Raw genomic sequence first — 25,948 nt, 5'->3', positions numbered from 1 at the left:
ATGAAAATACTGGTGGTCGGCCCGTCATGGGTGGGCGACATGATGATGTCGCAAAGTCTCTATCGCACGCTCAAGGCGCGCTTTCCCCAGGCGATAATCGATGTGATGGCACCCGCGTGGTGCCGTCCGTTGTTATCACGTATGCCGGAAGTCAACGAAGCGATCGCCATGCCCCTTGGGCACGGCGCGCTGGAAATTGGCGAACGGCGCAAACTCGGACATAGCCTGCGCGAGCGGCGCTATGACCGAGCCTACGTCCTGCCTAACTCCTTTAAATCGGCACTGGTACCGTTTTTTGCTGGTATTCCGCTGCGTACCGGCTGGCGCGGAGAAATGCGCTACGGTCTGTTGAACGACGCGCGCGTACTGGACAAAGAAGCCTGGCTGCTGATGGTCGAGCGCTACGTGGCGCTGGCCTATGATAAAGGCGTGATGCGTTGCGCCAAAGATCTCCCGCAGCCGCTGCTCTGGCCGCAGCTACAGGTCAACGAAGGCGAAAAATCCCTCACCTGCAACGCGTTCTCGCTGTCGAACGATCGCCCAATGATTGGCTTTTGCCCCGGCGCTGAATTTGGCCCAGCCAAACGCTGGCCGCATTATCACTATGCGACGCTGGCGAAACAGCTGATTGATGAGGGTAATCAGATTGTGCTTTTCGGCTCCGCAAAAGATAACGATGCAGGCAATGAGATCATCGCCGCCCTGAGCGAAGAACAGAAAACCTGGTGTCGTAATCTTGCCGGGGAGACCCAGCTCGAACAAGCGGTCATTCTGCTGGCTGCCTGTAAAGCCGTTGTCACCAACGACTCCGGTCTGATGCACGTCGCCGCTGCACTCAACCGCCCTCTGGTGGCGCTGTATGGCCCAAGCAGCCCGGACTTTACCCCACCGCTGTCGAATAAGGCGCGCGTCATCCGTCTTATCACTGGCTATCACAAAGTACGTAAAGGCGATTCCGCTCAGGGCTATCACCAAAGCCTTATCGACATCACACCGGCCCGCGTGCTGGAAGAGCTTAATGCTCTACTGTCGAGCGAGGAAGCCTGACGCATGCGGGTTCTGATTGTTAAAACCTCTTCAATGGGCGATGTCCTGCATACGCTGCCGGCGTTAACCGACGCGATGCGCGCTATTCCCGGCATTCGTTTTGATTGGGTGGTGGAAGAAGGCTTCGCGCAAATTCCCTCCTGGCATGAAGCCGTAGACCGCGTCATCCCGGTGGCGATTCGTCGCTGGCGCAAGGCGTGGTTTTCCGCACCGATTAAAGCCGAACGGAAAGCCTTTCGCGATACAGTACAGTCGGTGAAATACGACGCCATCATCGATGCCCAGGGGCTGGTCAAAAGCGCCGCGCTGGTCACCCGATTAGCACGCGGTATCAAGCACGGCATGGATTGGCAGACCGCCCGCGAACCGCTGGCAAGCCTGTTCTACAATCGTCGTCACCATATCGCTAAGCAACAGCACGCCGTTGAACGTACCCGTGAGCTGTTTGCCAAAAGCCTGAGCTACGTCAAACCTGAATCACAGGGTGATTACGCAATCGCACAGCATTTCCTGAGCGTGAGTCCAGCAGATAGCGCGCCTTATTGTGTTTTCCTGCACGCCACAACCCGCGATGATAAACATTGGCCGGAAAGCCACTGGCGCGAATTGATTGGCCTATTGCAGGAAAGTGGTCTGCGCATCAAGCTGCCGTGGGGAGCTCCTCATGAAGAAGCCAGAGCACAGCGTTTAGCGCAAGGGTTTGATTATGTTGACGTGCTGCCGCGACTGAGCCTTGAGAAAATCGCGCACGTGTTGGCAGAAGCAAAATTTGTTATATCGGTGGATACCGGGTTAAGCCATTTAACCGCGGCGTTGGATCGCCCAAATATTACGCTGTATGGACCGACCGACCCGGGATTGATAGGCGGGTATGGGAAGAATCAGGTGGCGTGCTGTTCAGAGTCAAAAGATTTAGCCGATCTCCCTGCGCCCGCGGTTATTCGCGAGTTGCACAAGATTTTATCCTGGTAGTTTTTATTAAGGTACGTTGATGACTTCATCCAACACATTGAAGCAAAGGGATTTTTGCTGGCAATCCATTTGGAACCGAGGATTGGTTTCGTTGTTTATAATGATGTACTTTTTTGAGCACATCACGCGTTATAAACATGTTGTTTCCACTTTAATGGTGATAACTGCAATATATTATGTCGTTAAGAAAAAATCCGCCTTGCTGGGTTTCTTCAAGAATAACTTAACCTACTCACTACTATGCTTTGTTCTTGTGAGTTCTTATGCCGTGGCAATCTCTTTTGACCATGCTTACAGCTTCAGCAAATTCGCGAATACGATCCTCGAAAAACTACTGCTGATGACATTGGTCATCCCAATATTGTTGCATGCAGAAAGTAAAGATAATATTTCAAAAACACTAATTTACTCTCTGATTATCGGCATTCTGCCTCTGGCGCTTGTCGATGGCTGGCAGTATTTCCGCGAATATCAGCAAGGAATGATGCCGCTGACAAACTTCGATCATAAATATAAATCTGACATACTGATATTTATGACCCCCGCCTTCTTGTTCCTCTGGAATATCAAAACCGCAAAAGCAAAAATACTGTTCTTTGTTATTGCGGCGGCTTTGGGCTTCATGATTGTGGGAACGCTGCAGCGTGGAACATGGCTATCTATTCTCATCCCGGCATTTATCTGGTGCATTCTTAAACGTGAATGGAAATTGCCGCTGATCGCCGCCGTATTACTTGGAGGCGTACTCGCTATTGGGCACCTGAAAGATCCGGATAGCCTAAAATTGCTATTCCATAAAATGCAGCAGACCTCCAGTTCTAATCGCTACGGTAGCGGAACACAAGGCTCAGCACTTGATTTGATTAAAGAAAACCCAATCAAGGGTTATGGTTATGGTGAAACGGTTTACTACCGAGTATATGACAGCCGGGTACAGGACTACCCACAATGGGACTTTAAAAAATCCATCGGTCCGCACAATCTGACGCTTTCCGAATGGTTTGCGGGTGGTTTGCTTGGCCTGTTCGCTCTCTGGTATCTCCTGATTTCAGTGCTAGTAGAGGCGGTGAAGGGTTACAAGAATAGCAAAGGCATGGTAAAAGAAGCCTGGCTTCTGATTGGTTTGATACTCGTGGGTAACCTGTTTATTCGCGGCGCTTTCGAAACCGTCAGTATTGAAAACCTGACGATGCTGATGGGCATCGCTCTGGCGCTAAAATTCAAGCCCCAGCAAAACTAGAAATTAATCACCACCTCCCTGGAGGTGGTTTAGGGCTGACAATAAAAAAGGCTGCATGGTGCAGCCTTTTTTATTCACTGATGGTCCACTACACCTCTTGCGGTGTAATAAACGGGATCACATCGTAACTTATGGCCGTCGTATCAGAGAGGTTATAAACATTAATATCCGCCACGTTCTCACGCATAAAGCGGTAGAACGGCAGGATTTTCCCTAAATCCCGACTCAACTCCGACGGCTGTTGGTTGTGCTTTTCATCGTAAAAACGGGCACAGGTGTCAACCAAATCCAGCCCGGAATGGACGATTTTCTGATAGCCCAAACTGTACGCTACCTGAAGTGCAGCAAACGCCACGGTATGGCATGAGCAGTAGCCATGGGTAATATCCAGGCTAAATCCCGCCAGCCGTTTCTTTTTCGAGGCAGGGACATCAATCAGGATTTTGTCGTCCAGTTTCGACGCAATGGTGAACTTAATTTTCTTAAAGAACCCGCCCTTTTCTCGCTGATACAGAGAGCGAATCACAAAGCCGTGATCGTCGATATAACGCTTATCTTCCTCAGAAGCCCTGTCGTAGACCTCGCCGTTGACGATGGCATATTTGCTTTTCTTCATAAACTCGCGGAAGTCATCGTTACGCTGCAGTGAAAAGCGGGAGTCGGTCAGCACATAAATGAATGGCCGAATATTGTTATCCAGCAGATAACGAGCGGAACCGTTCACGGCGATAACATCTGAAGCGGCCAGTAGGCTCAACGGCGTTTTTAATGATGATGGCCCGGAAAGGAAAATAATACAGTTTTCCGAGGTCTTGTGACGTTTGATTTCGTTAACGTCTTCGGTTGTGATGCTGTGCAATTTACCGCTCATAAGACTGCCACCAAAAATAATCGTTACCCAAAAAGGCGGTTCGAGATTGTTATCCTGTAGCCAAAATAGCCATAAAATTCAAAAGACTATCTAACCACTCTTAAATAGAAATAGTAAATATAGTTCATGATGCCAGCGAGTGGCTTGTTATTCTTGAAGTTATGCTTGGCACAGTAGCGCGCATAGTTCGCATTTCCGGGTTTAAGCAACGGCAAATCTTTCCACGGCGATGCGGCTTTCGCCGTCAGAAAAGGCGCCGCGCTCGGGTAGCAGGCCCAGTTGTGCCAGGGTTTGGTTGGCCCGACGTAGTGAATCAGTACCGTACCGGCATGGATAGGGTTGATAAACGTCTCTTTCAGCTCATAGTTGAGGCTGAACTGCGTGTTGTATTTGCCGTCGATAAACGTCACTTTCCCTGAGAGAATAATGTTCAGGATATCCTGATCCATAAAGCTCAGCTTGCGCGTCACGTTTTTGTCAGACAGCAGGGACATCGCCTTGCCTGAAACATGCTCACTGGCCCACGCGGGGATATTCAGCAGCAGCACGCCGGAGTTGAAGTAGCCGTTAGCAATCGCCGGGCAATCCAGGCTCTGGCTACGCGACAGCCACCATTTGTTATCACGCTCAGGCACAACACCCGCCACGGTATCCGCGAGCTCCAGCGTCATCAATTCCCCCAGCGCCCCCTGGCATACAATGTCCGCATCCAGATAAAGAAGCCGGGTTTGCTGACCAATAAAGTAATCGCCGATGATGAAGCGGAAATACATCGCGACCGACCAGTTCTTGGTAGTCGGGAAGGCGGTCAGTCGTTCGCAGTTGACGATATGAATCTGAATACAGGTGCCGTTATCCTGTGCCAGTTGCGCAAAGTGCTGCTTTTCTTCGTCAGAAATGACATCGATAAAGACATGGAACACAAAGTTCATGCTGCGGTTATGCAGCAGAACTGAAGCAATAGAAACGCCGCAGCCGAAGAGAAAGTTTTTATCAATGCCGTAGGCAATATGGAATGGCGCATCCGCGGATAACGGCTGGCCTTCATTAAAGATGAGGGTCTCTTTAATCATCTCATCGGCATTCAAATACGGATAGGTCATGTCCTGCTCCCGGCAATTACAACGACTTTCTGATCGTTCTTTCTTTTATTTTGTTGGCCTTGTCTGCGGCTTTTGCCAGCAGCGCCTGCTCTTCACGCAGTACATCTCTGATAGATTTATCAAAATAAGCCCGCATAAAACGCAAAATATCGCGCTGCGTCAGACCGATATTCAGCGATGAGAAATACAGGCCGATCAAATCTTTATCACGCCAGCGACGCGGCACATGATTGCGGATCTGCGCGCGGTGCAGATCAATGACCGAAATTTTAAGCGACTCTTCCTGACCGCTAAATGGCAGGTGCAGTAAGAAGTGACAGATGTAGCAGTCGCGGTGGTTAATGCCGGCCAGGTGCATTTTACGTACCATCGTCGCCACACGCTTAATCAGCATGCGTTTCACCGCAGCAGCCGGCGGATTGGTCTCCCAATCGGCGCAGTAATCCTCAAGACTGACGGTTGGCGTCAGGTCTTCGGTAATGATGAAGGAGGTTTTAGTCAGCGGGTTAAGCCCTTTCTCGCCAAAACCAACGCCGTGCATGGTATCGACGCCGACATCGTGCAGACGGTGAATCGCATTCCACTCCCGGTCAGCGCCCAGCACCGGCATGCGCAGCGAAATCAGGTTTTTGACGATCTCTTTGAGGGAGGTGCCGCGATGCCATTTCAGGAAATAGCTCCCGCCAGCCAGTTCGAAGCGCAGCGTACGGCGAGTTTCCAGCTCACGAAAAACCTCACCTTGCAGATTTTTCACCTCTTCAAACGCATCTTTTCCGCGCCACAGCGTGGCCAGCGGCTCATTCAGCTCAACCATCTAAATCACCTATAATGATATCTGCCGCTTTGTCCGCCAGACTGTACAAATCTTGAGTATCCGCATAATTACGCGCATTTTCCGCCCACGCCTCGCGCAGTGCCGGTTGGGTGAGGGCTTTCAGCAAGATCTCATTCAACGCGTCCTGACGGAAAGGCTCCGCAATGACCGCGCCGCAGTTAGCATCCGCAATATAGTGGGCGTAACCACAAACGCTGGTCGTCAGTACCGGCAGGCCCGCCGTCACCGCTTCAAGCAGGACAATCCCCGCCGCTTCCTGATAGGCAGGATGCAGCAGAATATCGGCGGCGGCCATCAGTTCAGCAACATCATTGCGCCCAGAGAAGAAATGAACATTGCGGTGAATGCCCAGCTTCTCTGCCAGGGCCGCAAATTTGCCCGGTTTATCCTGTCCAACAATGAACAGTTGGGTATTCTGCCGCAGGCTTTCAGGCAGCGAGGCCATCGCGTTTAAGGTCCGATCGACGCCCTTACGCGTGAAATCAGATCCCACCTGTAACAGTACGTTCTGTGATCCCGTCAGCCCATTCTTTTGGCGATATACCTGGCGGGCGTCAGGGATCTGGCAACTGTATTTTCTGTCCGGGTAGATCCCCGGCGGCAAAATATGAAAACGCTCAGACTCCGTCTGGTAATGTTTTTGGAAATCGGCAATTTGCTTATCCGTTAACATCAGCAGCTGCGTGGATTTTCCCTGCTCAAAGGTCGCGCGCTCAAAGGCGGCATAATGCCGATAGCGCGAAGTCAGGCGATAGAAGAACCCTTTCTCCTGCGCGACTTTTTCGGCATAGCAAACATCGGCCGCGTAGTAGACATCCAGCCCCGGCATCTTATTAAAGCCCACCACCCGAGCCACCGGATGTTCACGCAGGTGATTTCGCACCCACGCGTAATATTCCGCATTACGCCCATGATTCGTGCGCGATTTTACCGGCACCAGGATAAGCTCAAAGCTCTCAGGGTGTTCGCCTTCCCAAAATTGGGTGTATACGCGCACCTGATGGCCGCGCGCCGCCACGGTCTGGGCAATGCGCATGAAGTCGCGCTGCAAACCGCCAAAAGGGAAATATTTATACAGACAAAATGCAACGATCATAATTCTTCGCCTATGGCGGATTCCGCATGACTGGCTGGCAAGAGTTTATCAATAGCGGCAATCACATCCGCTGCCGGAATGACTGAGAGATACATTTCATTGCGATTGCGCTGTTCGCGCGGCGGCATAGGGCGATAATCGCCGGCCCAAAATTGAATCATATTATCCGACCACGGGCGCCAGAAGATGTGGTCCGTCGCGCCAAACAGGGCGATGAGCGGCGTTTTCACCGCCGCAGCAATATGCCCCGGAGCGGAGTCCACGCCGATAAACAGCGCAGCATGATCAATTAACGCACCCAATTCAGGGAAGGACACGTTACCAGCCAGCGCCGTTATCGGCGGTTGTTTACAGCCGCTGGCGATAGCATCAATACATGCCAGATCGTCCGCGCCTGGGCCAGAAGTCAGCACGACTTCAATCCCGCGCTCATGCAACGCATCGATGACCTGAGAGAACTTTTCGTTCTCCCAGCATTTAAAAATCTGCCGCGCCGTCGGCTGAATGACGACGTAACGCTCGCCGACGCCGGCTTTATCCAGCTCCTGACGCACACGTTCCCAGCAGCGGGGATTGTAGCTCATCGTCGTTTCCGCGACATAGGAATCGAGCCCCAGCGGCGCCAGCACGGAAAGATTGCTCTCAACCACGTTATTCCCCTGTGACGGGGCAAGGTGCGTGAAACTGTTGCGCCAGAAGGCAGACTGCCGATGGCGGTAGTCCTGCGAAATACTCATTGGCACATTCAGCAGACGGACCAGCACGGCCACCATCCACTGATCGGCCATGTTAACCACGAGGTCATACTTATTTGAACGTAATACTCTGATTAAGCTAATAAAGTTATTAATTTTTTCTGTGGTTTTAGCTTTTTTATTTTTCAGACCATACAGCGCATTGATCTCAGGGTTTTCGGATAAAATAGGCATCGTGTCCTGATACAGCAGAACATCAACCTTCGCATCAGGATAATGACGTTTAAGCGTGCTAATAACGGGAGTAGTCAGCAGCATATCCCCGTGAAAACGCATTTTAATGAGCAGAATTTTTCTAAATGGCTTTTCCACAAGCGACTCTTTGGTTGAGATTTTCCGAATAAAATAGGCAAAAATACGCTACTGCTTAAGGCTCAGCAGCAACCTGATTACTGTTAATGCACTCAATTTTGACGCGATAGTGTACCACTTCTTTTGCCGCAATCCGAACCGGAAGCACTTTGCGCGTTTAAATCATTTACCCCTTATAAATCATGTCAGTAGAATTATAATCCCGATGGCTATCGTCGCCCGACGCTCGGCTTATTTCCTTGAGCACAAATGGTATCCGGCAGCATAAAAAAGGGGGATAAGCAGCGATATCCACGGCAAGCCACCACGCTGTGGATAATTTAGTCCAAAAACAGCAAAAGTAATGGTAAAGCCTCAGGTAAATACATAGAATCCTCAGCACATTCATAACTCAGCTATTTATTATGCTTGAATTGCTTTACACCGCCCTTCTCTACCTTATTCAGCCTCTCATCTGGATACGGCTTTGGGTGCGCGGACGTAAGGCTCCAGCCTATCGTAAACGCTGGGGTGAACGTTACGGATTCTACCGCCAGCCGCTGAAAGCAGGCGGGATTATGCTGCATTCGGTTTCCGTTGGTGAAACGCTGGCGGCGATCCCGTTAGTTCGCGCACTGCGCCACCGTTACCCCGATTTGCCAATCACCGTGACCACGATGACGCCAACAGGCTCAGAGCGCGTGCAGTCAGCCTTTGGCAAAGACGTTCAACACGTCTATCTGCCTTATGATTTACCCGATGCCCTCAACCGTTTCCTCGATAAGATTGACCCTAAGCTGGTGTTAATTATGGAAACGGAGCTGTGGCCTAATTTAATTGCCGCGCTGCATCGTCGCCATATCCCGTTAGTCATTGCCAACGCCCGTCTATCCGAACGTTCCGCCGCCGGCTACGCAAAACTGGGCTCATTTGTACGTACGCTGCTTCAGCGCATTACGCTGATTGCGGCGCAGAATGAAGAAGACGGTAAGCGTTTCGTGACGCTGGGGGCGAAAAACAGCCAGGTCACCATCACCGGTAGCCTGAAATTTGATATTTCCGTGACGCCACAGCTAGCGGCCAAGGCCATCACGCTGCGCCGTCAATGGGCGCCGCACCGCCCCGTGTGGATTGCGACCAGCACCCACGATGGTGAAGAGAGCATCATTATTGCTGCCCACCATGCGCTGCTGAAGCAATACCCTGATTTACTGTTGATTCTGGTACCTCGCCACCCTGAGCGCTTCCCGGATGCCATCAATCTGACCCGTCAGGCCGGTTTAACCTTCACAACGCGTTCTTCGGGTGAAGTACCGTCCGCCACCACGCAGGTGGTGATTGGTGACACCATGGGTGAACTGATGCTGCTGTACGGCATCGCCGACCTGGCGTTTGTGGGCGGATCGTTGGTTGAACGTGGGGGCCATAACCCGCTCGAAGCCGCAGCGCACGCTATTCCGGTGCTGATGGGGCCGCACACCTTTAACTTTAAAGATATCTGTGCGCGTCTGGAGCAGGCGAGCGGCCTGATTACGGTCACCGACGCCGCAAGCCTCGAAAAAGAGGTATCCTCTCTATTAGCCGATGCAGACTACCGTAGTTTCTACGGACGTCACGCCGTTGAGGTTCTCTACCAGAATCAGGGTGCTTTGCAGCGCTTGCTGCAACTCCTGGAGCCGTACCTGCCACCGAAAACGCATTGAGGATTATTATGCAAAAACGGGCGATTTATCCGGGCACCTTCGATCCTATTACCAACGGTCACCTTGATATCGTCACGCGTGCAGCCTGCATGTTTGACCAGGTTATCCTCGCAATTGCGGCCAGTCCCAGCAAAAAACCGATGTTTGATTTGAGCGAGCGCGTCGCGCTGGCCCAGCAGGCAACGGCACACCTGCCTAACGTGGAAGTGATGGGTTTTAGCGATTTGATGGCTAATTTCGCCCGCGCTCAGCAGGCAAATATTTTGATTCGCGGCCTGCGCGCCGTCGCCGACTTCGAGTATGAAATGCAGTTGGCGCACATGAATCGTCACCTGATGCCTGAGCTGGAAAGCGTCTTTCTGATGCCGTCAAAAGACTGGTCGTTTATCTCATCATCGCTGGTAAAAGAGGTGGCGCGTCACGATGGTGATGTCACCCACTTCCTGCCGGCAAATGTCCATCAGGCGCTGATGGAGAAACTTCAGTAACGCTCCCCTTTTCCAGCGTTGCGCTATTCGCGACGCTGGAAATACAACGGCGCTACTTCTGGCACACCCGGCAATAAAATGTCGCCCGCTGCGCGTGTTTGCTGGCGATAATCGGCGTTCCACAGGCGCGACAAGGCTCCCCTTTCCGCCCATACACCTGCAATTCCTGCGCAAAATAGCCCGGCTTCCCATCACTTTGCAGAAAATCTTTCAGCGTCGTTCCGCCCTGTTCAATCGAACGTTTAAGCACCGCTTTGATCGCACCGACCAACCTTTCACCTTCGTCGTTCGACAGCGACGACGCGAGCCGATCCGGATGGATCCGCGCGGCGAACAGCGATTCGCTGGCATAAATATTGCCAACCCCCACCACCAGTTTGTTATCCATCAGCCATGGCTTGATTGCGGTTTTTTTCTTTGCGCACTTCGCCAACAGGTATTCCGCGTTGAATTCCTCACTGAGCGGCTCTGGGCCAAGATGCGCCAGAACGCTGTGCCCTTCCAGCACGGGAGTCCAGAGCCAGGCGCCAAAACGCCGTGGATCGGTGTAACGCAGCACTTTGCCGTTACTCATCACCAAATCAACGTGGTCGTGTTTTTCCGCCGGTGATTCTTCCAGCAAAATACGTAGACTCCCGGACATACCGAGATGAATGATGATCCAGCCGTCAGGTAGCTCGAGCAGCAGGTATTTGGCGCGACGCTGCACGCTCAGGACGGGTTTGTCGCTCAGGCGATAGATTTCATCAGAGACGGGCCAGCGCAGGCGACCGTTGCGGATAACGGCATGCTGGATGGTTGCACCGACCAGGTGGGGTTCAATCCCCCGGCGGCTGGTTTCAACTTCAGGTAATTCAGGCATAGCGTCTCCGGATGTAATGCAGCTCTCTCTATTATGGGGACGCGTAGAAAACAAAAAACCCCGCCATGGCGAGGTTTTTTGCTACATCGAAACTGAAATTATTTAATTTTAGCTTCTTTGTACAGTACGTGCTGACGGACAACTGGATCGAACTTTTTCAGTTCCAGTTTTTCCGGCTTAGTACGCTTGTTCTTCGTGGTGGTATAGAAGTGACCAGTACCAGCAGAAGAAACCAGCTTGATTTTCTCACGAATACCTTTAGCCATGATTTATTTCCTCTAAGTACTTAGTACTTTTCGCCACGGGCACGCAGTTCGGACAGAACTGTATCGATGCCTTTCTTATCAATTACACGCATACCTTTAGCAGATACACGCAGGGTGACAAAACGCTTCTCGCTCTCAACCCAGAAACGGTGAGAGTGCAGGTTCGGCAGGAAACGGCGTTTAGTCGCGTTCAGTGCGTGGGAACGGTTGTTACCGGTCACCGGACGCTTGCCAGTAACTTGGCAGACTCGGGACATGTTTATTCTCCAAAAATCAAATTAGCTCGAGCTTCGTATGGGGTATCGGCGCCTCGTCAGGCTTTACAGCCCGGTCATCGCAGTTCTACACATCATCATTCACGCACCTTGATGCAAGCAAACGAATCAGTGTCTAAGTGAACTCTCGATTGCCAGGCCCAAATGCCAAACCCGAGATTCTCAAAGGTGGCGTAGTATACGCTGCCACGACGTTATGCTCAAGTCCCGAACAGACAAAGATCCCGGTGGATCGCGTAGAAATCCGCTAAATCCAGCCTCGTTCGGCAAAAGAAACATACTCACCACGGCCTATGACCAGATGATCGAGTACGCGTACATCCATGAATTGGCAACATTTTACCACCCTTTCGGTAATAAGTCTGTCTGATTTACTGGGCTCTGCATTTCCCGAGGGATGATTATGTGCAAGGATCAGCGCTGCAGCGTTGACTTTGATGGCTTCTCGTACAATTTCGCGCGGATGAACCTCAACATGGCTCAGCGTACCGGCAAAAAGGCGGCTGTGTTTGAGGACTTTGTGTTGGCTATCGAGAAAGATAACCAAAAAGATCTCTCGTTCTTCATCCGCCAGTTGGCTTTGCAAAAACTCCCGCGTCATCTCCGGGCTTAATAAGGGTTCATCCGCCAGCACCCGCAGGCTAAAGTAACGCCGAGCCAGTTCGGCAATGCCTTTCAGCTGTGCAAACTTGGCAAGCCCGATGCCATCAACCCGCATCATTTCCTCCTCGGAGGCCGATAGCAAACCATACAGCGAACCGAAATGCCGCAGCAGATCGTGAGAGAACCTCATCACACTCTTTTCATGCGTCCCGGTGCGTAAAAACAGCGCCAGAAGCTCGATATCTGACAGCGCGCCAATACCGTATTTCTGCATTTTTTCTCGCGGCATCATCGCCTCTAAGCTCTCCATGACAGTCTCCTTTCCATCGACATCGCCATGCTGTCACAGCCTTCGCGATACCGCACTGCGACGATATGACTCTTGCGTAGCGGCTCGCAAAGTGCCGCGCACGACCTCGCAAGGATTGTGATAAAATGCGCGAATTCTGATGTACTCCAAACAGGAAAGAATCATGATGAGCCTGGCCGGTAAGAAAATTGTCCTTGGCGTCAGCGGCGGTATTGCCGCGTACAAAACGCCGGAACTGGTGCGTCGACTGCGTGACCGCGGGGCGGATGTGCGGGTTGCCATGACCGACGCAGCGAAAGCTTTCATCACTCCGCTGAGCCTGCAAGCCGTATCCGGTTATCCGGTTTCCGATAGCCTGCTTGATACTGCAGCCGAAGCGGCAATGGGCCACATTGAGCTCGGTAAATGGGCCGATCTGGTTATCCTCGCCCCCGCGACGGCCGACCTGATTGCTCGTATCACTGCCGGCATGGCCAATGATTTGGTGTCAACAATCTGTCTGGCCACACCATCCCCGGTTGCAGTGGTCCCGGCCATGAACCAACAGATGTACCGTGCCGCGGCCACGCAGCATAATCTTGACGTTCTGGCTTCTCGCGATCTGCTCATCTGGGGTCCAGACAGCGGCAGCCAGGCCTGCGGCGACGTTGGCCCTGGGCGCATGCTCGATCCATTGACCATTGTGGACCTGGCCGCAGCGCACTTTTCGCCCGTCAAAGATTTGCAACATCTGAATATCATGATTACCGCAGGCCCGACTCGTGAGCCGCTGGATCCGGTGCGCTATATCACCAACCACAGTTCAGGGAAAATGGGCTTCGCTATCGCTGAGGCTGCCGCACTTCGCGGGGCGAACGTTACTCTGGTGAGTGGTCCGGTATCGCTCCCCACGCCGGCCTTTGTGCAGCGGATTGATGTGACGACCGCCGAAGAGATGAATGCCGCCGTTCAGGCCGGTGTAGAACAACAGCAAATTTTCATCGGCTGTGCCGCCGTTGCGGACTATCGTGCCGCAGTTATTGCAGAAGAAAAAATTAAAAAACAGGATACCCAGGGTGATGAATTCACAATAAAAATGGTGAAGAACCCTGATATCGTGGCCGGCGTTGCAGCACTGAAAAAACATCGGCCGTATGTCGTAGGATTTGCCGCCGAAACAAATAATGTGGAAGAATACGCGCAGCAAAAGCGTAGCCGCAAAAACCTTGATTTGATTTGTGCTAATGATGTATCGCAATCAAATCAAGGCTTTAATAGCGATAACAATGCATTACACCTTTTCTGGCAGGGCGGTGAGAAGCGTTTACCTCTCGCCAGCAAGTTACTCCTGGGCCAACTATTATTGGACGAGATCGTTACCCGTTATGATGAAAAAAATCGACGTTAAGATTCTGGACTCGCGTATTGGACAGCAGTTCCCGCTGCCAACCTATGCCACCGCTGGCTCAGCAGGCCTTGATCTGCGCGCTTGTCTTGATGAAGCCATTGTACTGGCACCGGGTGAAACTACCTTACTGCCAACGGGCCTTGCGATTCACATCGCTGACCCTTCTCTGGCCGCCGTCATGCTGCCGCGCTCTGGTCTTGGCCATAAGCACGGTATCGTACTGGGCAACCTGGTCGGTCTTATCGATTCCGATTATCAGGGCCAACTGATGGTATCCATCTGGAACCGTGGGCAAACCACGTTTACCATCGAACCGGGCGAACGCGTCGCGCAAATGGTGTTTGTTCCTGTCGTTCAGGCCGAATTTAATCTGGTCGAATCATTTGAAGCCACCGACCGTGGCGAAGGTGGCTTTGGTCACTCCGGGCGTCAATAACCCGCCCTAAAGCGCGTCACACGAACGTGGCGCGCTGGCTTTTTACGCATCTCACGGCGTCATAAATGCAAAAAGAACACGGCAAATTATGGTTGTGGTCACCGTGCGGATGCTCGCCTGACAAATGTGTATTTTCAGGGGTATTTTAGAACATGGCAGAAAAGCAAACTGCGAAAAGGAATCGTCGCGAGGAAATACTTCAATCCCTGGCGTTGATGCTTGAATCCAGCGATGGTAGCCAACGTATCACTACCGCAAAATTAGCGGCGTCCGTTGGCGTTTCCGAAGCCGCGCTGTACCGGCACTTCCCCAGTAAGACCCGCATGTTCGATAGCCTTATCGAGTTTATCGAAGATAGCCTGATTACCCGTATCAATCTGATTTTAAAGGATGAAAAGGACACCACGGCGCGTTTACGCCTGATTGTTTTGCTGGTTCTTGGCTTTGGTGAACGTAACCCTGGTCTGACCCGTATCCTGACCGGCCACGCGTTGATGTTTGAACAGGATCGCCTGCAGGGGCGTATTAACCAGCTTTTTGAACGTATTGAAGCCCAACTGCGCCAGGTATTACGCGAACGGAAAATGCGTGAAGGGGAAGGTTACGATACCGATGAAACGATACTGGCGAGCCAGCTGTTGGCTTTCTGTGAAGGCATGCTGTCACGTTTTGTACGCAGCGAATTCAAATATCGTCCCACCGACGATTTTGACGCCCGCTGGCCGTTGATTCTCGCCCAACTACAGTAATCAGTTAAATAGCCCGGTTTTCACCGGGCTATTTTTTTATACGCCGTACGCCTCACGGTAGGCACGAACCGAGGCCAAATGCGCCGCCATCTCTGGTTTTTCTTCCAGATAAGCGATCAGATCTTTCAGAGTAATAATCGAAATCACTTCACAGCCGTAATCACGCTCCACTTCCTGAATGGCAGAGATTTCGCCACGGCCACGTTCCTGACGATCAAGTGAGATCAGCACGCCGGCGAGCTGTGCGCCGTTAGCCTGAATAATTTCCATCGACTCGCGAATCGCCGTTCCTGCGGTGATCACATCGTCCACCAGCATAACGCGCCCAGTCAGCGCACTGCCTACCAGATTGCCGCCTTCACCATGGTCTTTGGCTTCTTTGCGATTAAAGCAATATGGATAATCACGGTCATGATGCTCCGCCAGCGCGACTGCGGTCGTCGTGGCGATAGGGATCCCTTTATAGGCTGGGCCAAACAGCAGATCGAAATCGATGCCGGAATCCACCAGCGCTTCGGCATAAAAACGGCCTAACAGTGCCAGATCGCGCCCGGTATTAAACAGTCCGGCGTTGAAGAAATAGGGGCTCTTGCGCCCGGATTTCAGCGTAAATTCGCCAAACTTAAGTACCTGCTTGTTAAGCGCAAACTCAATAAACTGGCGCTGATACGGTTTCATGGATTCGCTCCTCATTTCACTTTATTACGGACAAAAAAAAGGGCGACAACGTCGCCCTTAAAATCAATTTTCCAACGCCGCTTTCTGCGTCGTGACAATAGATTCGATTCCCCCTCTGGCCAGCGCCAGCAGGGTGAGAAGTTCTTCGTGGGTGAACGGCTCGCCTTCCGCCGTCCCCTGAACTTCGATAATACGACCGTCTTCGGTCATCACCACGTTCATATCGGTTTCTGCCGCCGAGTCTTCGACGTATTCCAGATCACACAGCGCCTCTCCGTTCACGATACCCACGGAGACCGCCGCGACCATTCCTTTCATTGGGTTGGTTTTCAGTTTTCCTGCGGCAACCAGTTTGCCCAGCGCATCAGCCAGAGCCACACAGGCGCCGGTAATCGATGCGGTACGGGTGCCACCGTCTGCCTGGATAACATCGCAGTCCAGCGTAATGGTGAATTCACCCAGCGCCTTCAGGTCTACCGCCGCACGCAGCGCACGGGCGATTAAACGCTGGATTTCCATGGTGCGGCCACCCTGTTTACCTTTCGCCGCTTCGCGAGCGTTACGGGTGTGGGTCGCACGTGGCAGCATGCCGTATTCTGCGGTGATCCAACCCTGGCCCTGGCCTTTCAGAAAACGCGGCACACCTTCGTCAATTGAAGCCGTGCACAGCACCTTGGTGTCACCAAATTCGACCAGCACGGAGCCTTCAGCGTGTTTTGTATAATTACGGGTCAGGGTGACGGGACGCACCTGATTGGCACTACGACCTGTTGGACGCATGATAAAATCTCCGGCTTGAAACGAATGTGGCTGCGCATTATACACAAAATCATTCACGCTGTATCAAGGCTGCAACAGAGTGTTCTCAAGGGTTCCTGCAAGAGGGTGTGACCAAGAGGGAAGTCATGTAAACAGTGTGAAGCCATCTGAACGGATGCCGTGCTAAACGCATTAACGGCGCTTACGCCTATCCTGATAAGCCCCTGGAGGCTATAATCCCCCCATCTCTCCTTTAAAAACAGGAACGTCTATGATCCGCAGCATGACCGCTTATGCCCGCCGTGAAATTAAGGGCACTTGGGGCAGCGCCGCCTGGGAACTGCGCTCGGTTAACCAGCGTTATCTCGAAACCTATTTTCGTCTGCCGGAGCAGTTCCGTAGCCTCGAACCCGTGGTTCGTGAACGTCTGCGCACCCGTCTGACCCGTGGGAAAGTAGAATGTACTTTGCGCTTTGAGCCTGATGCCAGCGCGCAAGGGGAGCTTATCCTTAACGAAAACCTGGCAAAACAGCTGGTTAACGCGGCAAACTGGGTCAAAATGCAGAGCGATGAAGGGGAAATCAACCCTGTCGATATTCTGCGCTGGCCGGGCGTAATGGCCGCGAAAGAACAGGATTTAGATGCCATTGCCGCCGACATTCTGGCGGCGCTGGACGGTACGCTGGACGATTTCATCGTTGCTCGTGAAACCGAAGGCCAGGCGCTGAAAGCGCTGATTGAACAGCGCCTGGAAGGCGTCAGCGGCGAAGTGACCAAAGTACGCGCTCATATGCCAGAAATTCTGCAATGGCAGCGCGAACGTCTGGTTGCCAAGCTGGAAGATGCAGAAGTGCAGCTGGAAAACAACCGCCTGGAACAAGAGCTGGTGCTGATGGCACAGCGTATCGATGTGGCTGAAGAGCTGGATCGTTTAGAAGCGCACGTAAAAGAAACTTATAACATCCTGAAGAAGAAAGAAGCCGTTGGCCGCCGTCTGGACTTCATGATGCAGGAATTCAACCGCGAATCGAATACGCTGGCGTCAAAATCGATTAATGCCGACGTGACGAAATCCGCTATTGAACTCAAAGTCTTGATCGAGCAAATGCGCGAACAGATTCAGAACATTGAGTAACGTATCATCCCATATCACATAGAATCATAAAACCACGTAAGCCCGCTAAACACGGGCTTTTTTAATGTCACGAGGTTGCAGTTAGTATCATAAAAGCGCATATTTCTTGTGTACCCTAGCGTGTACAAAGCCACGAAAGGCAAACTCTTAATCGGGTACTAGATATAGGTGAATATGGGCAAGCTAACAGACATTCAAATCAAGGCATGGATAAAAGCCGGAACGCGCTTCGAGGGCAAGGCGGACGGTAACGGCTTGTACCTACGTTATAGAACCCACGACACAATCCCTTCATGGCGCTTTCGATATCGGTTAGCAGGCAAACCCCGTGTAATGACCATTGGCACATATGGCGCTATCTCATTAGCTAAAGCCCGTGAAATCACCCGAGAGCTAGCCGCTCGCGTTTCCCTTGGATATGACGTTGCCGGAGAGAAGCAGGAACGTAAGGCAGAGGTAAAAGCCAAAATAGAAGCTGACCGGAACGATAAAACCGTGGCTGAAGTCGCTGAAGACTATTTTAAGAAGAAAGTGCTGGGTACATGGAAACACCCTGACATTCTGCGCCGCCGTCTTCAGAAAGACATAAATCCGCGCATGGGTAAAAAGAAGATCAAAGAAATAAAGCCTAAGGATATTGATTCATTACTTCAGGCAATCCTGAAACGTGGAGCGCCTTCCGTTGCTAATGACGTCCTGCGCTGGGTACGCCGTATCTTTGATCATGCGATCAAGCTGGGAATAATTGATGTTAACCCCGCAGCCGCTTTTGATATGAGTGATGCCGGAGGTAAAGAGCAGTCCCGAAGCCGCTGGCTAACCAGAGCGGAACTGGTTCAATTCTTCGAGGCCATGCGTATGGCGAAAGGGTTTAGCCGCCAAAATGAATTAACCATGAAGTTGTTGCTAGTGACATGCGTCCGCAAGATGGAACTGTGCGCCGCACGCTGGAGCGAGTTCGATTTAGCCAACGGCATTTGGTACTTACCGGGCGAACGCACAAAGACAGGCGACGGGATTGATATTCCACTGCCAAAACAGGCTATCGAATGGCTTGAGGAGCTTAACCTTCTTTCCTGTAATAGCAAATGGGTACTGCCAGCACGTAAGCAACAGCATCGCATGATCCCCCATATTCAGGAAAGCACCCTACCCGTTGCGCTGGCGAAGGTTAAGCATGAGATGCCAGGTGTTCTCAATTTCACAATCCACGACCTTAGGCGCACCGCCCGAACCCATCTCGAAGCGTTAGGTGTGAATCCCATTGTTGCTGAGCGTTGCCTTAATCACCGCATTAAAGGCGTCGAAGGCATCTACAACCGTCACCAATATTTAAACGAACGGCGGGAAGCGCTGGCCATGCTGGGCAACCTGATGGAAGCGCTTGAACGGGGCGAAGAGTACAACGTTACACCACTGAGGCAAGCCAGATAGATTTTCAATATTGTTTTTTTGCTTGTCCCATCTGTCCCGCTTGTCCCGTTTTGTAAAGACTCAATAAATACAGCTGGTTACAAGAATGGTTATGGGACAAAACCGGGACAAAACACGGGACAGGACGGGACAAAAACCTGTCTCAACACTGGTGGGTAGTACAAATAACAGACGTGTAGGGTGAATAATGAGCAATTTACAAAACCAAATGGGGTTATCTGATGAAGCGCTGGCTAGTTACTTAAGGCAAGCGAAGGAGAATGAGTTAGAGATAGTGAGGCTAAATGCTCACATTGAGACTCTAAATAACGCGCTATCAGGAAATACAGAATCTGCCCTCGCAGAACTATCCAGAGAAAATGCTCAATTGCGGCATTCATTGAGACTCGCTGAGATGAACGCCAATTTTGTTAGTAGTCATTACGGCCAGGTGATTGAAACACACCGCCAAGATATTCAAGCGGCAGGAGGAATCATCAATGCTATTCATGACGGCAAAGAAAAGGTTCGAAAAGTACAATCAAATGGTGGCAAAAATGGTAGCCGCCCAGGGATATTTGAGTCTTATATCAGAACATATCTTGACGCGATTGAAGAGGGTACGCATGCGCTGCCCAAAAAAAAGCCAGAAGATGATTTTATTAACTGGCTTAAAGAAAAATATAAAGATGCCGTGACAGAAAAGCCGGATGGCCTAGTTGAGTTGGCCGTTGAAGGTGATCGCGTGAGAAGTGCTAAGAAGGGCTCAATATCTAAGTCGATAAGGGAAACGAAAAAAAAAATCTGATGCGGACGATAACTGACTTATCTCGATATCTGGGGTGGCATTCTTAGCTCTACGGACTACCCGTGATACTAACAAGCTATCGAGGCATATATGTTAAAACCGAGCTATATCAGACCTAAAAATCTTGCTGAAGAATTAGGTATTTCAATGCCGTCATTATGGCGCTGGGTTAAAGCTGGAAAGATGCCGAAGCCGGTGAAACTGTCCCCCAGAGTGGCGGCATTCTCAACTGCGGAAATCAACTCATGGCTGGAGGCCAAAAAATGAAGAACTGGGAGAAAATCCTGATTACTGCGCCGTTGCACACTATCCCTAAGCCAGGCACAAAGGCATATCGAATCTGGCGCGCGCTGGTTGATGGCCCTGTTTGTGAAGACGAATTACTTCAAATAGCAGGTAAACACTATCGCTCACCATTGCAGCAATTAATGAACGAGAAGCATGGCTGGTGGTTCATTCATGAGGATACGGATGAAAGAGGCGTTATCGTAAGCAGGTATCTAGATGGCCGCCACCTTTCATGCGATTGGGAGTTGGATGCTCAAGCCAGAGCCGAAAGGCGCGAACAGTTAGCCAAAAAATCAGCCGACAAAGCTGAAGCAGAGGCAGCGCGGACAGCAAAGGCAATCAGAGAATTGGTTAAGGCTGAAGACTTGCTGGAGGAAATTAATGACCGGATAAAGCAAAACGGCACCCCAAAGGATGCCGATTAGCACTACTAAAAACATATTAATTCATTCGCTGGCGGTGAAGTTTGGCGACCAATCCGCCAGCGCATAACAGGTAAAAGTATATATGAGTACACTTCAAAGACAATCACTGTCTGACACCATGCGCGAAGCTGGTGTTATTCCTTGCGAGCTGCCAGAACTAATACCCGGTAACGTAGTCCGCTTTCGTATCGAGGGCGATAAATCCGGCTCACTTAATGGCTGGGCTTACCCATTCCCTGATGGCGCGGGCTGTGCTTTTGGTAGCTGGAAAACTGGCATAACCGCGTGTCACTTTGCCGATGGTGTACAGGTCAACAGCATTGAACGTAAGCGCGTGATGATGGAAGCACGCCGGGCAATTGGGGCGATACAACGTAAAGCGGAGGTTGCCGCCGCTGCTGAGTGTCGAACCAAGATTGGTAACGCAATCCTCGCCAGTGATGAACATCCCTACCTGATGCGCAAAGGTGTTAAAGCGCACGGCATTTATCAATCTGGTGACTGGTTACTAATTCCAATCCATGACCAGTACGGAAGTGTACAGTCCATTCAGTACATTATGCCGGACGGCACAAAGCGCTTTAAATCTGGCGCACTATTGAAAGGTGGACGCTATTGGCTGGGCGGGTTAGTCGTCAATGGCAAAACCGTCTTTATCGCTGAAGGCTATGCCACCGCCGCCACCGTTCGAGAGATAACGGGCTGCCCGGTCTGCGTCGCCTTTACTGCCGGAAACCTGCGTGAGGTTGCTGAGAGTGTACGCAGTGAATTTCCACGCGCCCGCATCATCATTGCCGCCGATAATGACGCGAATACAGATGGCAACCCGGGAGTAACTAAAGCCATTGACGCGGCAAGCCGCTACCGTTGTGAGTTACTAATCCCGTCCAGTCATGGCGACTGGAACGATCACAAAGATGAACTGGTGAAGAAATGGGAGGCAGTGGCATGAGTACGGATAATGTTGTCGCCTTGTCAGCACACAAAGATAAGCCACCAGTAGAGAAGCTGCCGCCGTTTTACTGGGTACATCGGGAGTACGACAGAGAGCGTGGGGAGGCTGGCGTTTACTTCTACAGAGCGCCTACAGAGAAAAACCCCAATCCGGCACCTGTTTGTATATCTGATGTTATTGAGGTTACTGCGGAAACCAGAGACAACGATAACGAGTCATGGGGCAAACTTCTGTCATGGTGTGATCGTGACGGGATGCCAAAGAAATGGGCGATGCCCGCAACCTCACTTTACGCAAATGGCGGAGCGGAAGCCATTAGCATACTTGTTAACGGCGGCCTGCGTATCTGGGATGAGAAGGCGTTTATCCGCTATCTCAAAGGGCAATCCCACCAAAGCCGGTTAACCTGCGTTACTCGCTGCGGTTGGTTTAAGCCTGCTGTATACGTGACCCCGGTACGGACATTTAACCCAATCGATAAAGATATGGTTGTCTATCAGGTGAATGCCCGCGTCAAACCAGAGCCATTCTGCGGCACGCTAGATACATGGCGTGATGAGGTAGCGGCGTTGTGTGTTGGCAATAGTCGTCTGGTTCTGGCTGTGTCTACTGCCTTCCTGTCCCCTATGCTCACCATGCTGGGAGTTGATGGGTTCTGCTTCCATTATGTAGGGGCGTCATCTTCAGGCAAATCCCGCTCAATGACAGTTGCTGCTTCCGTTTTATCTGACCCTAAAGAATATATTCGCTCATGGAGGGCTACCGATAACGGGCTAGAAGGTATCGCCGCACGCCATAATGACGGCCTTCTGTGCCTTGATGAAATCGCACAAGTAGACGCAAGCAAAGCCGGGGAAATCGCGTACATGCTTCCGAATGGGAAAGGCAAGCAACGAAGCACCAAAAACGGAACAGCCAAAGAGATTCAGCAATGGTGTTTAGCGCTATTATCCAATGGTGAAATTGATCTCAAATCCCATGCTGATTCGGTTCGGAAAAGTACATATGCCGGGCAGGAAATGCGAGTGATTAACATACCTGCTGATAACTGCGAATTTGCCTGTTTTGAGCATCTTCACGGGGAAGCTAACGGAGCTTTGTTTGCCGACCTTCTGGACAAGGCAGTAAGAGAAAATCACGGTACAGCGTTTAACGCATGGCTTGATCACCTGACTATCAATTACGACACCATTAAGGAGGGCTGGCGCGATTTTAAATCGGCCTTTCTTAATTCTGTAGCTGAAGACCCTTCCGGTCAGATCGGGCGTGTTGCTGAGAAGTTCGCCATAGCGGCCTATGCTGGCGAACTGTCTTCTGAGATAACGGGTTGGAGTCCGGGAACTGCGACAGAAGCGGCGAAAGTCTGCTTTACCGCATGGATTGAGCGTAGAGGAGGTACGGAAAGCCATGAAGATAATGAAATCGTTGAACGTATCAGACAAACCATAGTGCGTGACGGGGCGCGTTTTCAGGACGTAAATAAACCATGCGAAGTGCCAACGGCACGCATAGGCTTTATCGACAATGATGATTATGTTATCCCGGCTGAAGGCTGGAAAATTATCTTTGCCGGACTTGATGCCAGACGAGCGGCTAACGTTCTGCAAGAGAAGGGAATAGCTAAGAATGAGCGGCGATACCTCCCCGGCCTGTCCCGAATCAGGTGTTATGTCATTCATCGTGACAGCCTCGCAGACTAACAACCGATACCCGCCACCGAGCGGGTATTTTTTTGCCCGAACCGCTCAAAGTACAACCGCCACAACATTCAATGGAAAACTTTTGTCCCGCTCTGTCCCGTGTTTTGTCCCGGTTTTGTCCCATGCAACTGCTAGTAACTAATTGAATTTATTTAATACTTACAAAACGGGACAGATGGGACACGCGGGACAGACAAAAACAACAATCTTATTTTCTGCCAGACTTTTAAGTAATTGCGTGCTTAAAGCGTGTATGTTGTATCCAGCCATTGGTCGGAGGTTCAAGGAATGAAAAAAATTGCTATAGCAACGCTATTGTTATCAACGGGCGCAGCGCAGGCTATGAGTGAGTATTACTTAGAGTCAATTGCCACAGCTCAGCAAGAGCTGTTAATCGCAGCTACTGCTGCCTTTGGTAAAGCAGATGGCGAACGTTTTAGTTCTGCTCACATCGCAACCATTAAAAATACTATTGATGGGTTTTTGGCAACGAATCTCGATGCTAACTGTAACCAAGTTAAAAATTGGACTGAGACTGAAACAAAACATCTTTTTCTTGGGGATGATGCCAAGGATTATATGAAACAAGGTTTGAAGGGCAAAGCAGCTGAAATGACTGTCGTAATGAAAAAATCAGGATGGTTGGCATTTGAGTATTGTAATGCCAGGCAATCAGATGTTGGTTAAGCAAGATTATCTCAGGACGCCACTGACCCATTTACTAGAAGCCCTCTAATTCGCGCCACCTGAAGCAGGCGTTTAGCAGGAGGGGAAACATAGCTTGCGGATAAATCTTCAATAGGCTGGATTTTTTGTTGCCCTACTGACCCCAGATTAACCTTTGGTTGATAGCGGGAGGTCGCCATCGTGCTTGCTTTTGATATGTTACTGACGTCAGATTAATCGTCGCTCGATAGAGAAAGCCTTCGTTCTGGTCAGGGTAATGTCAGGGTGATGCTTACATTTTATGACTATTTTAGTTAGCAATAGTTAGCAGCCTACTCAAATCAAAACTTCTCAAAGTTAATTCCTAAAACGAAAAAGCCCCCACATTTCTGTAGGGGCCGTTTCGTCATTCTGCGCTTGATGGTCGGAAGGATGGCCGACAAATATATACTATCTCTTTATGTACTCATGAACCAGTACGATAGTACAATAAGCCGTCAATTCTTCAAAATGATGGTGATAGCGATGAACGAAGTAGATTCAATTCTGGCCGAGCAGAAAAGAGCCGCAGAACAACGCCGCTTGGCTAATGAGAAGAAGCGCCATCCATCCGGCCTGTACGCTGCGGGTGATGGGTGGTATGTGAAGCAAATCGAAGAGCTTCACTCCCCGCTGGGTCTCAGTAAGGTGGTTCTGGTAAGCCCTGATGATGTTTGTGTGAGATATCAGCGCCAATATGGCAAAGCACTCACCACTGACAAATTGAAGGAATGGAGCAGGGACGGGAACTTCCCTTTGCCGCGCTCTATTAATGGGGTTATCGGTTGGGAATCGAATGTTGTGACCAATGGCCTGAATGAACTGAGCAAAGCAGCCGGTCGCGGCTTTACCTGTATCACTCGAGGATTCGCACGATGAGCAAAGAATCTGTAATCGCGGCATTGAAAAAAGCGCGTGAAGCGCGTGAAGGCAATATCTTCGGTGGTACTGGGCAGGCCGAATTTAACAAAGATTTTTATGCTGGCCGCGCCACCAAAACAGATGGTGTCAGTAAGACCGACAGTAACGAGCCGATGAACCAGAAGGCATTTAATGCCCGGTTCTATGCGGGGAAATCATGACTGAGGCATATGCGCTCTGTGTGATGCTGTACTGCTACCTGATGCTTATCTGCCCGTAACCTTCCCTCACTGCCAAGCGCCGCCGAAAGGCGGTTTCTTTTGACCTGATGGAGCCTGTCATGCTGAATGTGAATCGCCTGCCGAATAGTACACGTCTTGAAATCGCAGCAGCTATCGCTGATGAGGTGTACGGACTGGAACTGGATGAAGAGGCGCTAATACATGAGCTACGGCGGTATGGCTTTACCCAGGCATGGGCTGAGGCGGCGACTTATCGCTTTATGACGACAGCATTTGAAATCGCAGATCCACGGCGCGAACGTAAAACAAAAATGCCAGCGCCCACCTCTCACCCCGAATGGGTTTTTGTTGATAATGTTTTAATGAAGATCACGGCGTGACTTACACAAAATTACAATTGGTCATAAATCACACAATAAAAATTGTAATCCCTGTAAATCAATGTACCCCTACGTGTACACAAGCAAAACCATAAAAACAAAAATCATTTAAATATCAATAAATATAACCCACAATTCAATATTCAGATTCAGAACATCGAATAATTTTACATTATTCAATGAAGCAACAATGCCCGCCTTTTGGCGGGCATTTTTTAATTCTAGTAGTTTCTTTTTACCCATCATCGTTGCATTATTATCCAGCCTTTCAAGAAAGGGCGATTATGGAAAAAATGCGATACTACAGAAC

General features: G+C 50.7%; 30 protein-coding genes. 19 read left to right on the top strand and 11 right to left on the bottom strand.

All coding sequences use genetic code 11. The features are described from left to right. The 3 genes from rfaF to rfaL are packed head-to-tail and all read left to right on the top strand — an operon-like array spanning position 1 to position 3,259. Positions 1 to 1,047, top strand: coding sequence for an ADP-heptose--LPS heptosyltransferase RfaF (gene rfaF / locus KCR01S_RS05815; protein WP_061280881.1), 1,047 nt, complete (start codon positions 1 to 3; stop codon positions 1,045 to 1,047). Positions 1,048 to 1,050: 3 nt separating this feature from the next. Then, a complete protein-coding gene (rfaC, locus tag KCR01S_RS05810) occupies positions 1,051 to 2,019 on the top strand; it encodes a lipopolysaccharide heptosyltransferase RfaC (protein ID WP_061280878.1) in 969 nt (322 codons plus the stop codon). Between the two features lie 19 nt (positions 2,020 to 2,038). Beyond that, positions 2,039 to 3,259, top strand: coding sequence for an O-antigen ligase RfaL (gene rfaL, locus KCR01S_RS05805; protein WP_061280875.1), 1,221 nt, complete (start codon positions 2,039 to 2,041; stop codon positions 3,257 to 3,259). 88 nt (positions 3,260 to 3,347) lie between these two features. On the opposite strand, the gene waaZ is transcribed toward rfaL, so the two are convergent. The 5 genes from waaZ to rfaQ all read right to left on the bottom strand — a co-directional run bounded on the left by waaZ (position 3,348) and on the right by rfaQ (position 8,231). Further along, a complete protein-coding gene (gene waaZ, locus KCR01S_RS05800; protein WP_061280873.1) occupies positions 3,348 to 4,130 on the bottom strand; it encodes a 3-deoxy-D-manno-oct-2-ulosonate III transferase WaaZ in 783 nt (260 codons plus the stop codon). Positions 4,131 to 4,216: 86 nt separating this feature from the next. Further along, positions 4,217 to 5,233 (bottom strand): lipopolysaccharide 3-alpha-galactosyltransferase, encoded by a 1,017-nt coding sequence (gene waaO, locus KCR01S_RS05795; protein ID WP_061280870.1) that lies wholly within the window; start codon positions 5,231 to 5,233, stop codon positions 4,217 to 4,219. A gap of 16 nt (positions 5,234 to 5,249) precedes the next feature. Then, on the bottom strand, positions 5,250 to 6,047 hold the full coding sequence (gene rfaP / locus KCR01S_RS05790; protein ID WP_061280866.1) for a lipopolysaccharide core heptose(I) kinase RfaP: 798 nt from the start codon (positions 6,045 to 6,047) through the stop codon (positions 5,250 to 5,252). Beyond that, positions 6,040 to 7,164, bottom strand: a complete 1,125-nt coding sequence (locus KCR01S_RS05785; RefSeq protein WP_061280863.1) for a glycosyltransferase family 4 protein — start codon at positions 7,162 to 7,164, stop codon at positions 6,040 to 6,042. Before KCR01S_RS05785 ends, rfaP begins: the two co-directional genes overlap by 8 nt. Continuing rightward, on the bottom strand, positions 7,161 to 8,231 hold the full coding sequence (rfaQ, locus tag KCR01S_RS05780) for a lipopolysaccharide core heptosyltransferase RfaQ (RefSeq protein ID WP_072277102.1): 1,071 nt from the start codon (positions 8,229 to 8,231) through the stop codon (positions 7,161 to 7,163). The genes KCR01S_RS05785 and rfaQ overlap by 4 nt, the downstream gene beginning before the upstream one ends. Positions 8,232 to 8,635: 404 nt before the next feature. Between rfaQ and waaA the strand changes: the two genes are divergently transcribed. Next, complete coding sequence (gene waaA / locus KCR01S_RS05775; protein ID WP_061280860.1) at positions 8,636 to 9,913, top strand: lipid IV(A) 3-deoxy-D-manno-octulosonic acid transferase; 1,278 nt, start codon at positions 8,636 to 8,638, stop codon at positions 9,911 to 9,913. 8 nt (positions 9,914 to 9,921) lie between these two features. Then, positions 9,922 to 10,401 carry a pantetheine-phosphate adenylyltransferase gene (coaD, locus tag KCR01S_RS05770; protein ID WP_061280858.1) on the top strand — a complete coding sequence of 160 codons (480 nt, stop codon included), beginning with the start codon at positions 9,922 to 9,924 and terminating at the stop codon, positions 10,399 to 10,401. 52 nt (positions 10,402 to 10,453) lie between these two features. Here the strand turns inward: coaD and mutM are convergent, their stop codons facing one another. The 4 genes from mutM to radC all read right to left on the bottom strand — a co-directional run bounded on the left by mutM (position 10,454) and on the right by radC (position 12,717). Beyond that, positions 10,454 to 11,263 (bottom strand): bifunctional DNA-formamidopyrimidine glycosylase/DNA-(apurinic or apyrimidinic site) lyase, encoded by an 810-nt coding sequence (gene mutM / locus KCR01S_RS05765; protein WP_061280856.1) that lies wholly within the window; start codon positions 11,261 to 11,263, stop codon positions 10,454 to 10,456. Between the two features lie 98 nt (positions 11,264 to 11,361). Beyond that, positions 11,362 to 11,529, bottom strand: a complete 168-nt coding sequence (gene rpmG, locus KCR01S_RS05760; RefSeq protein ID WP_003024094.1) for a 50S ribosomal protein L33 — start codon at positions 11,527 to 11,529, stop codon at positions 11,362 to 11,364. A 20-nt stretch (positions 11,530 to 11,549) separates the two neighbouring features. After that, positions 11,550 to 11,786, bottom strand: a complete 237-nt coding sequence (rpmB, locus tag KCR01S_RS05755) for a 50S ribosomal protein L28 (RefSeq protein WP_002436699.1) — start codon at positions 11,784 to 11,786, stop codon at positions 11,550 to 11,552. A gap of 265 nt (positions 11,787 to 12,051) precedes the next feature. Continuing rightward, entirely contained in the window at positions 12,052 to 12,717 is a 666-nt protein-coding gene (gene radC / locus KCR01S_RS05750) for a RadC family protein (protein WP_061280853.1), read from the bottom strand. Between the two features lie 166 nt (positions 12,718 to 12,883). On the opposite strand from radC, the gene coaBC reads away from it, so the two are divergent. The 3 genes from coaBC to slmA all read left to right on the top strand — a co-directional run bounded on the left by coaBC (position 12,884) and on the right by slmA (position 15,289). Continuing rightward, the gene (gene coaBC, locus KCR01S_RS05745) at positions 12,884 to 14,104 is read left to right on the top strand and encodes a bifunctional phosphopantothenoylcysteine decarboxylase/phosphopantothenate--cysteine ligase CoaBC (RefSeq protein WP_061281030.1); all 1,221 of its coding nucleotides are present in this window, start codon (positions 12,884 to 12,886) and stop codon (positions 14,102 to 14,104) included. Next, complete coding sequence (gene dut, locus KCR01S_RS05740; RefSeq protein WP_052282732.1) at positions 14,082 to 14,540, top strand: dUTP diphosphatase; 459 nt, start codon at positions 14,082 to 14,084, stop codon at positions 14,538 to 14,540. Before coaBC ends, dut begins: the two co-directional genes overlap by 23 nt. A gap of 152 nt (positions 14,541 to 14,692) precedes the next feature. Continuing rightward, a complete protein-coding gene (slmA, locus tag KCR01S_RS05735; RefSeq protein ID WP_061280851.1) occupies positions 14,693 to 15,289 on the top strand; it encodes a nucleoid occlusion factor SlmA in 597 nt (198 codons plus the stop codon). Between the two features lie 36 nt (positions 15,290 to 15,325). Here the strand turns inward: slmA and pyrE are convergent, their stop codons facing one another. Continuing rightward, positions 15,326 to 15,967, bottom strand: a complete 642-nt coding sequence (gene pyrE / locus KCR01S_RS05730; RefSeq protein ID WP_061280846.1) for an orotate phosphoribosyltransferase — start codon at positions 15,965 to 15,967, stop codon at positions 15,326 to 15,328. A gap of 63 nt (positions 15,968 to 16,030) precedes the next feature. Then, positions 16,031 to 16,747 carry a ribonuclease PH gene (gene rph / locus KCR01S_RS05725; protein WP_061281027.1) on the bottom strand — a complete coding sequence of 239 codons (717 nt, stop codon included), beginning with the start codon at positions 16,745 to 16,747 and terminating at the stop codon, positions 16,031 to 16,033. Between the two features lie 250 nt (positions 16,748 to 16,997). Here rph and KCR01S_RS05720 point away from each other — a divergent pair, with 250 nt between their 5' ends. The 11 genes from KCR01S_RS05720 (at position 16,998) to KCR01S_RS05670 (ending at position 25,638) form a co-directional block, all read left to right on the top strand. After that, the gene (locus KCR01S_RS05720) at positions 16,998 to 17,861 is read left to right on the top strand and encodes a YicC/YloC family endoribonuclease (protein WP_061280840.1); all 864 of its coding nucleotides are present in this window, start codon (positions 16,998 to 17,000) and stop codon (positions 17,859 to 17,861) included. A 174-nt stretch (positions 17,862 to 18,035) separates the two neighbouring features. Continuing rightward, positions 18,036 to 19,295: a tyrosine-type recombinase/integrase gene (locus KCR01S_RS05715; RefSeq protein ID WP_061280837.1), complete on the top strand. Its 1,260-nt coding sequence runs from the start codon at positions 18,036 to 18,038 to the stop codon at positions 19,293 to 19,295. A 187-nt stretch (positions 19,296 to 19,482) separates the two neighbouring features. Then, positions 19,483 to 20,082 carry a hypothetical protein gene (locus KCR01S_RS05710; RefSeq protein WP_244886195.1) on the top strand — a complete coding sequence of 200 codons (600 nt, stop codon included), beginning with the start codon at positions 19,483 to 19,485 and terminating at the stop codon, positions 20,080 to 20,082. Between the two features lie 90 nt (positions 20,083 to 20,172). Next, positions 20,173 to 20,349 carry a helix-turn-helix transcriptional regulator gene (locus KCR01S_RS05705; RefSeq protein ID WP_061280834.1) on the top strand — a complete coding sequence of 59 codons (177 nt, stop codon included), beginning with the start codon at positions 20,173 to 20,175 and terminating at the stop codon, positions 20,347 to 20,349. Beyond that, positions 20,346 to 20,795: a hypothetical protein gene (locus tag KCR01S_RS05700; protein WP_061280832.1), complete on the top strand. Its 450-nt coding sequence runs from the start codon at positions 20,346 to 20,348 to the stop codon at positions 20,793 to 20,795. The genes KCR01S_RS05705 and KCR01S_RS05700 overlap by 4 nt, the downstream gene beginning before the upstream one ends. A gap of 82 nt (positions 20,796 to 20,877) precedes the next feature. Continuing rightward, positions 20,878 to 21,747 (top strand): toprim domain-containing protein, encoded by an 870-nt coding sequence (locus tag KCR01S_RS05695; protein ID WP_082767943.1) that lies wholly within the window; start codon positions 20,878 to 20,880, stop codon positions 21,745 to 21,747. Continuing rightward, positions 21,744 to 23,450 carry a DUF927 domain-containing protein gene (locus tag KCR01S_RS05690; RefSeq protein WP_061280826.1) on the top strand — a complete coding sequence of 569 codons (1,707 nt, stop codon included), beginning with the start codon at positions 21,744 to 21,746 and terminating at the stop codon, positions 23,448 to 23,450. The genes KCR01S_RS05695 and KCR01S_RS05690 overlap by 4 nt, the downstream gene beginning before the upstream one ends. Before the next feature lie 288 nt (positions 23,451 to 23,738). Next, positions 23,739 to 24,137, top strand: coding sequence for a hypothetical protein (locus tag KCR01S_RS05685; protein WP_061280821.1), 399 nt, complete (start codon positions 23,739 to 23,741; stop codon positions 24,135 to 24,137). Between the two features lie 411 nt (positions 24,138 to 24,548). Further along, positions 24,549 to 25,034 carry a hypothetical protein gene (locus KCR01S_RS05680; protein ID WP_244886194.1) on the top strand — a complete coding sequence of 162 codons (486 nt, stop codon included), beginning with the start codon at positions 24,549 to 24,551 and terminating at the stop codon, positions 25,032 to 25,034. Next, positions 25,031 to 25,237, top strand: a complete 207-nt coding sequence (locus KCR01S_RS05675) for a hypothetical protein (protein ID WP_061280818.1) — start codon at positions 25,031 to 25,033, stop codon at positions 25,235 to 25,237. Before KCR01S_RS05680 ends, KCR01S_RS05675 begins: the two co-directional genes overlap by 4 nt. A gap of 119 nt (positions 25,238 to 25,356) precedes the next feature. After that, the gene (locus KCR01S_RS05670) at positions 25,357 to 25,638 is read left to right on the top strand and encodes a hypothetical protein (protein WP_061280813.1); all 282 of its coding nucleotides are present in this window, start codon (positions 25,357 to 25,359) and stop codon (positions 25,636 to 25,638) included. Positions 25,639 to 25,948 lie beyond the last annotated feature (310 nt).

It is taken from the genome of Kluyvera cryocrescens NBRC 102467, assembly GCF_001571285.1.
Taxonomy (GTDB): Bacteria; Pseudomonadota; Gammaproteobacteria; order Enterobacterales; family Enterobacteriaceae; genus Kluyvera; species Kluyvera cryocrescens.
The sequence above is the reverse complement of the archived record's forward strand: the minus strand, read 5'-3'. Positions and strand labels throughout refer to the sequence as shown.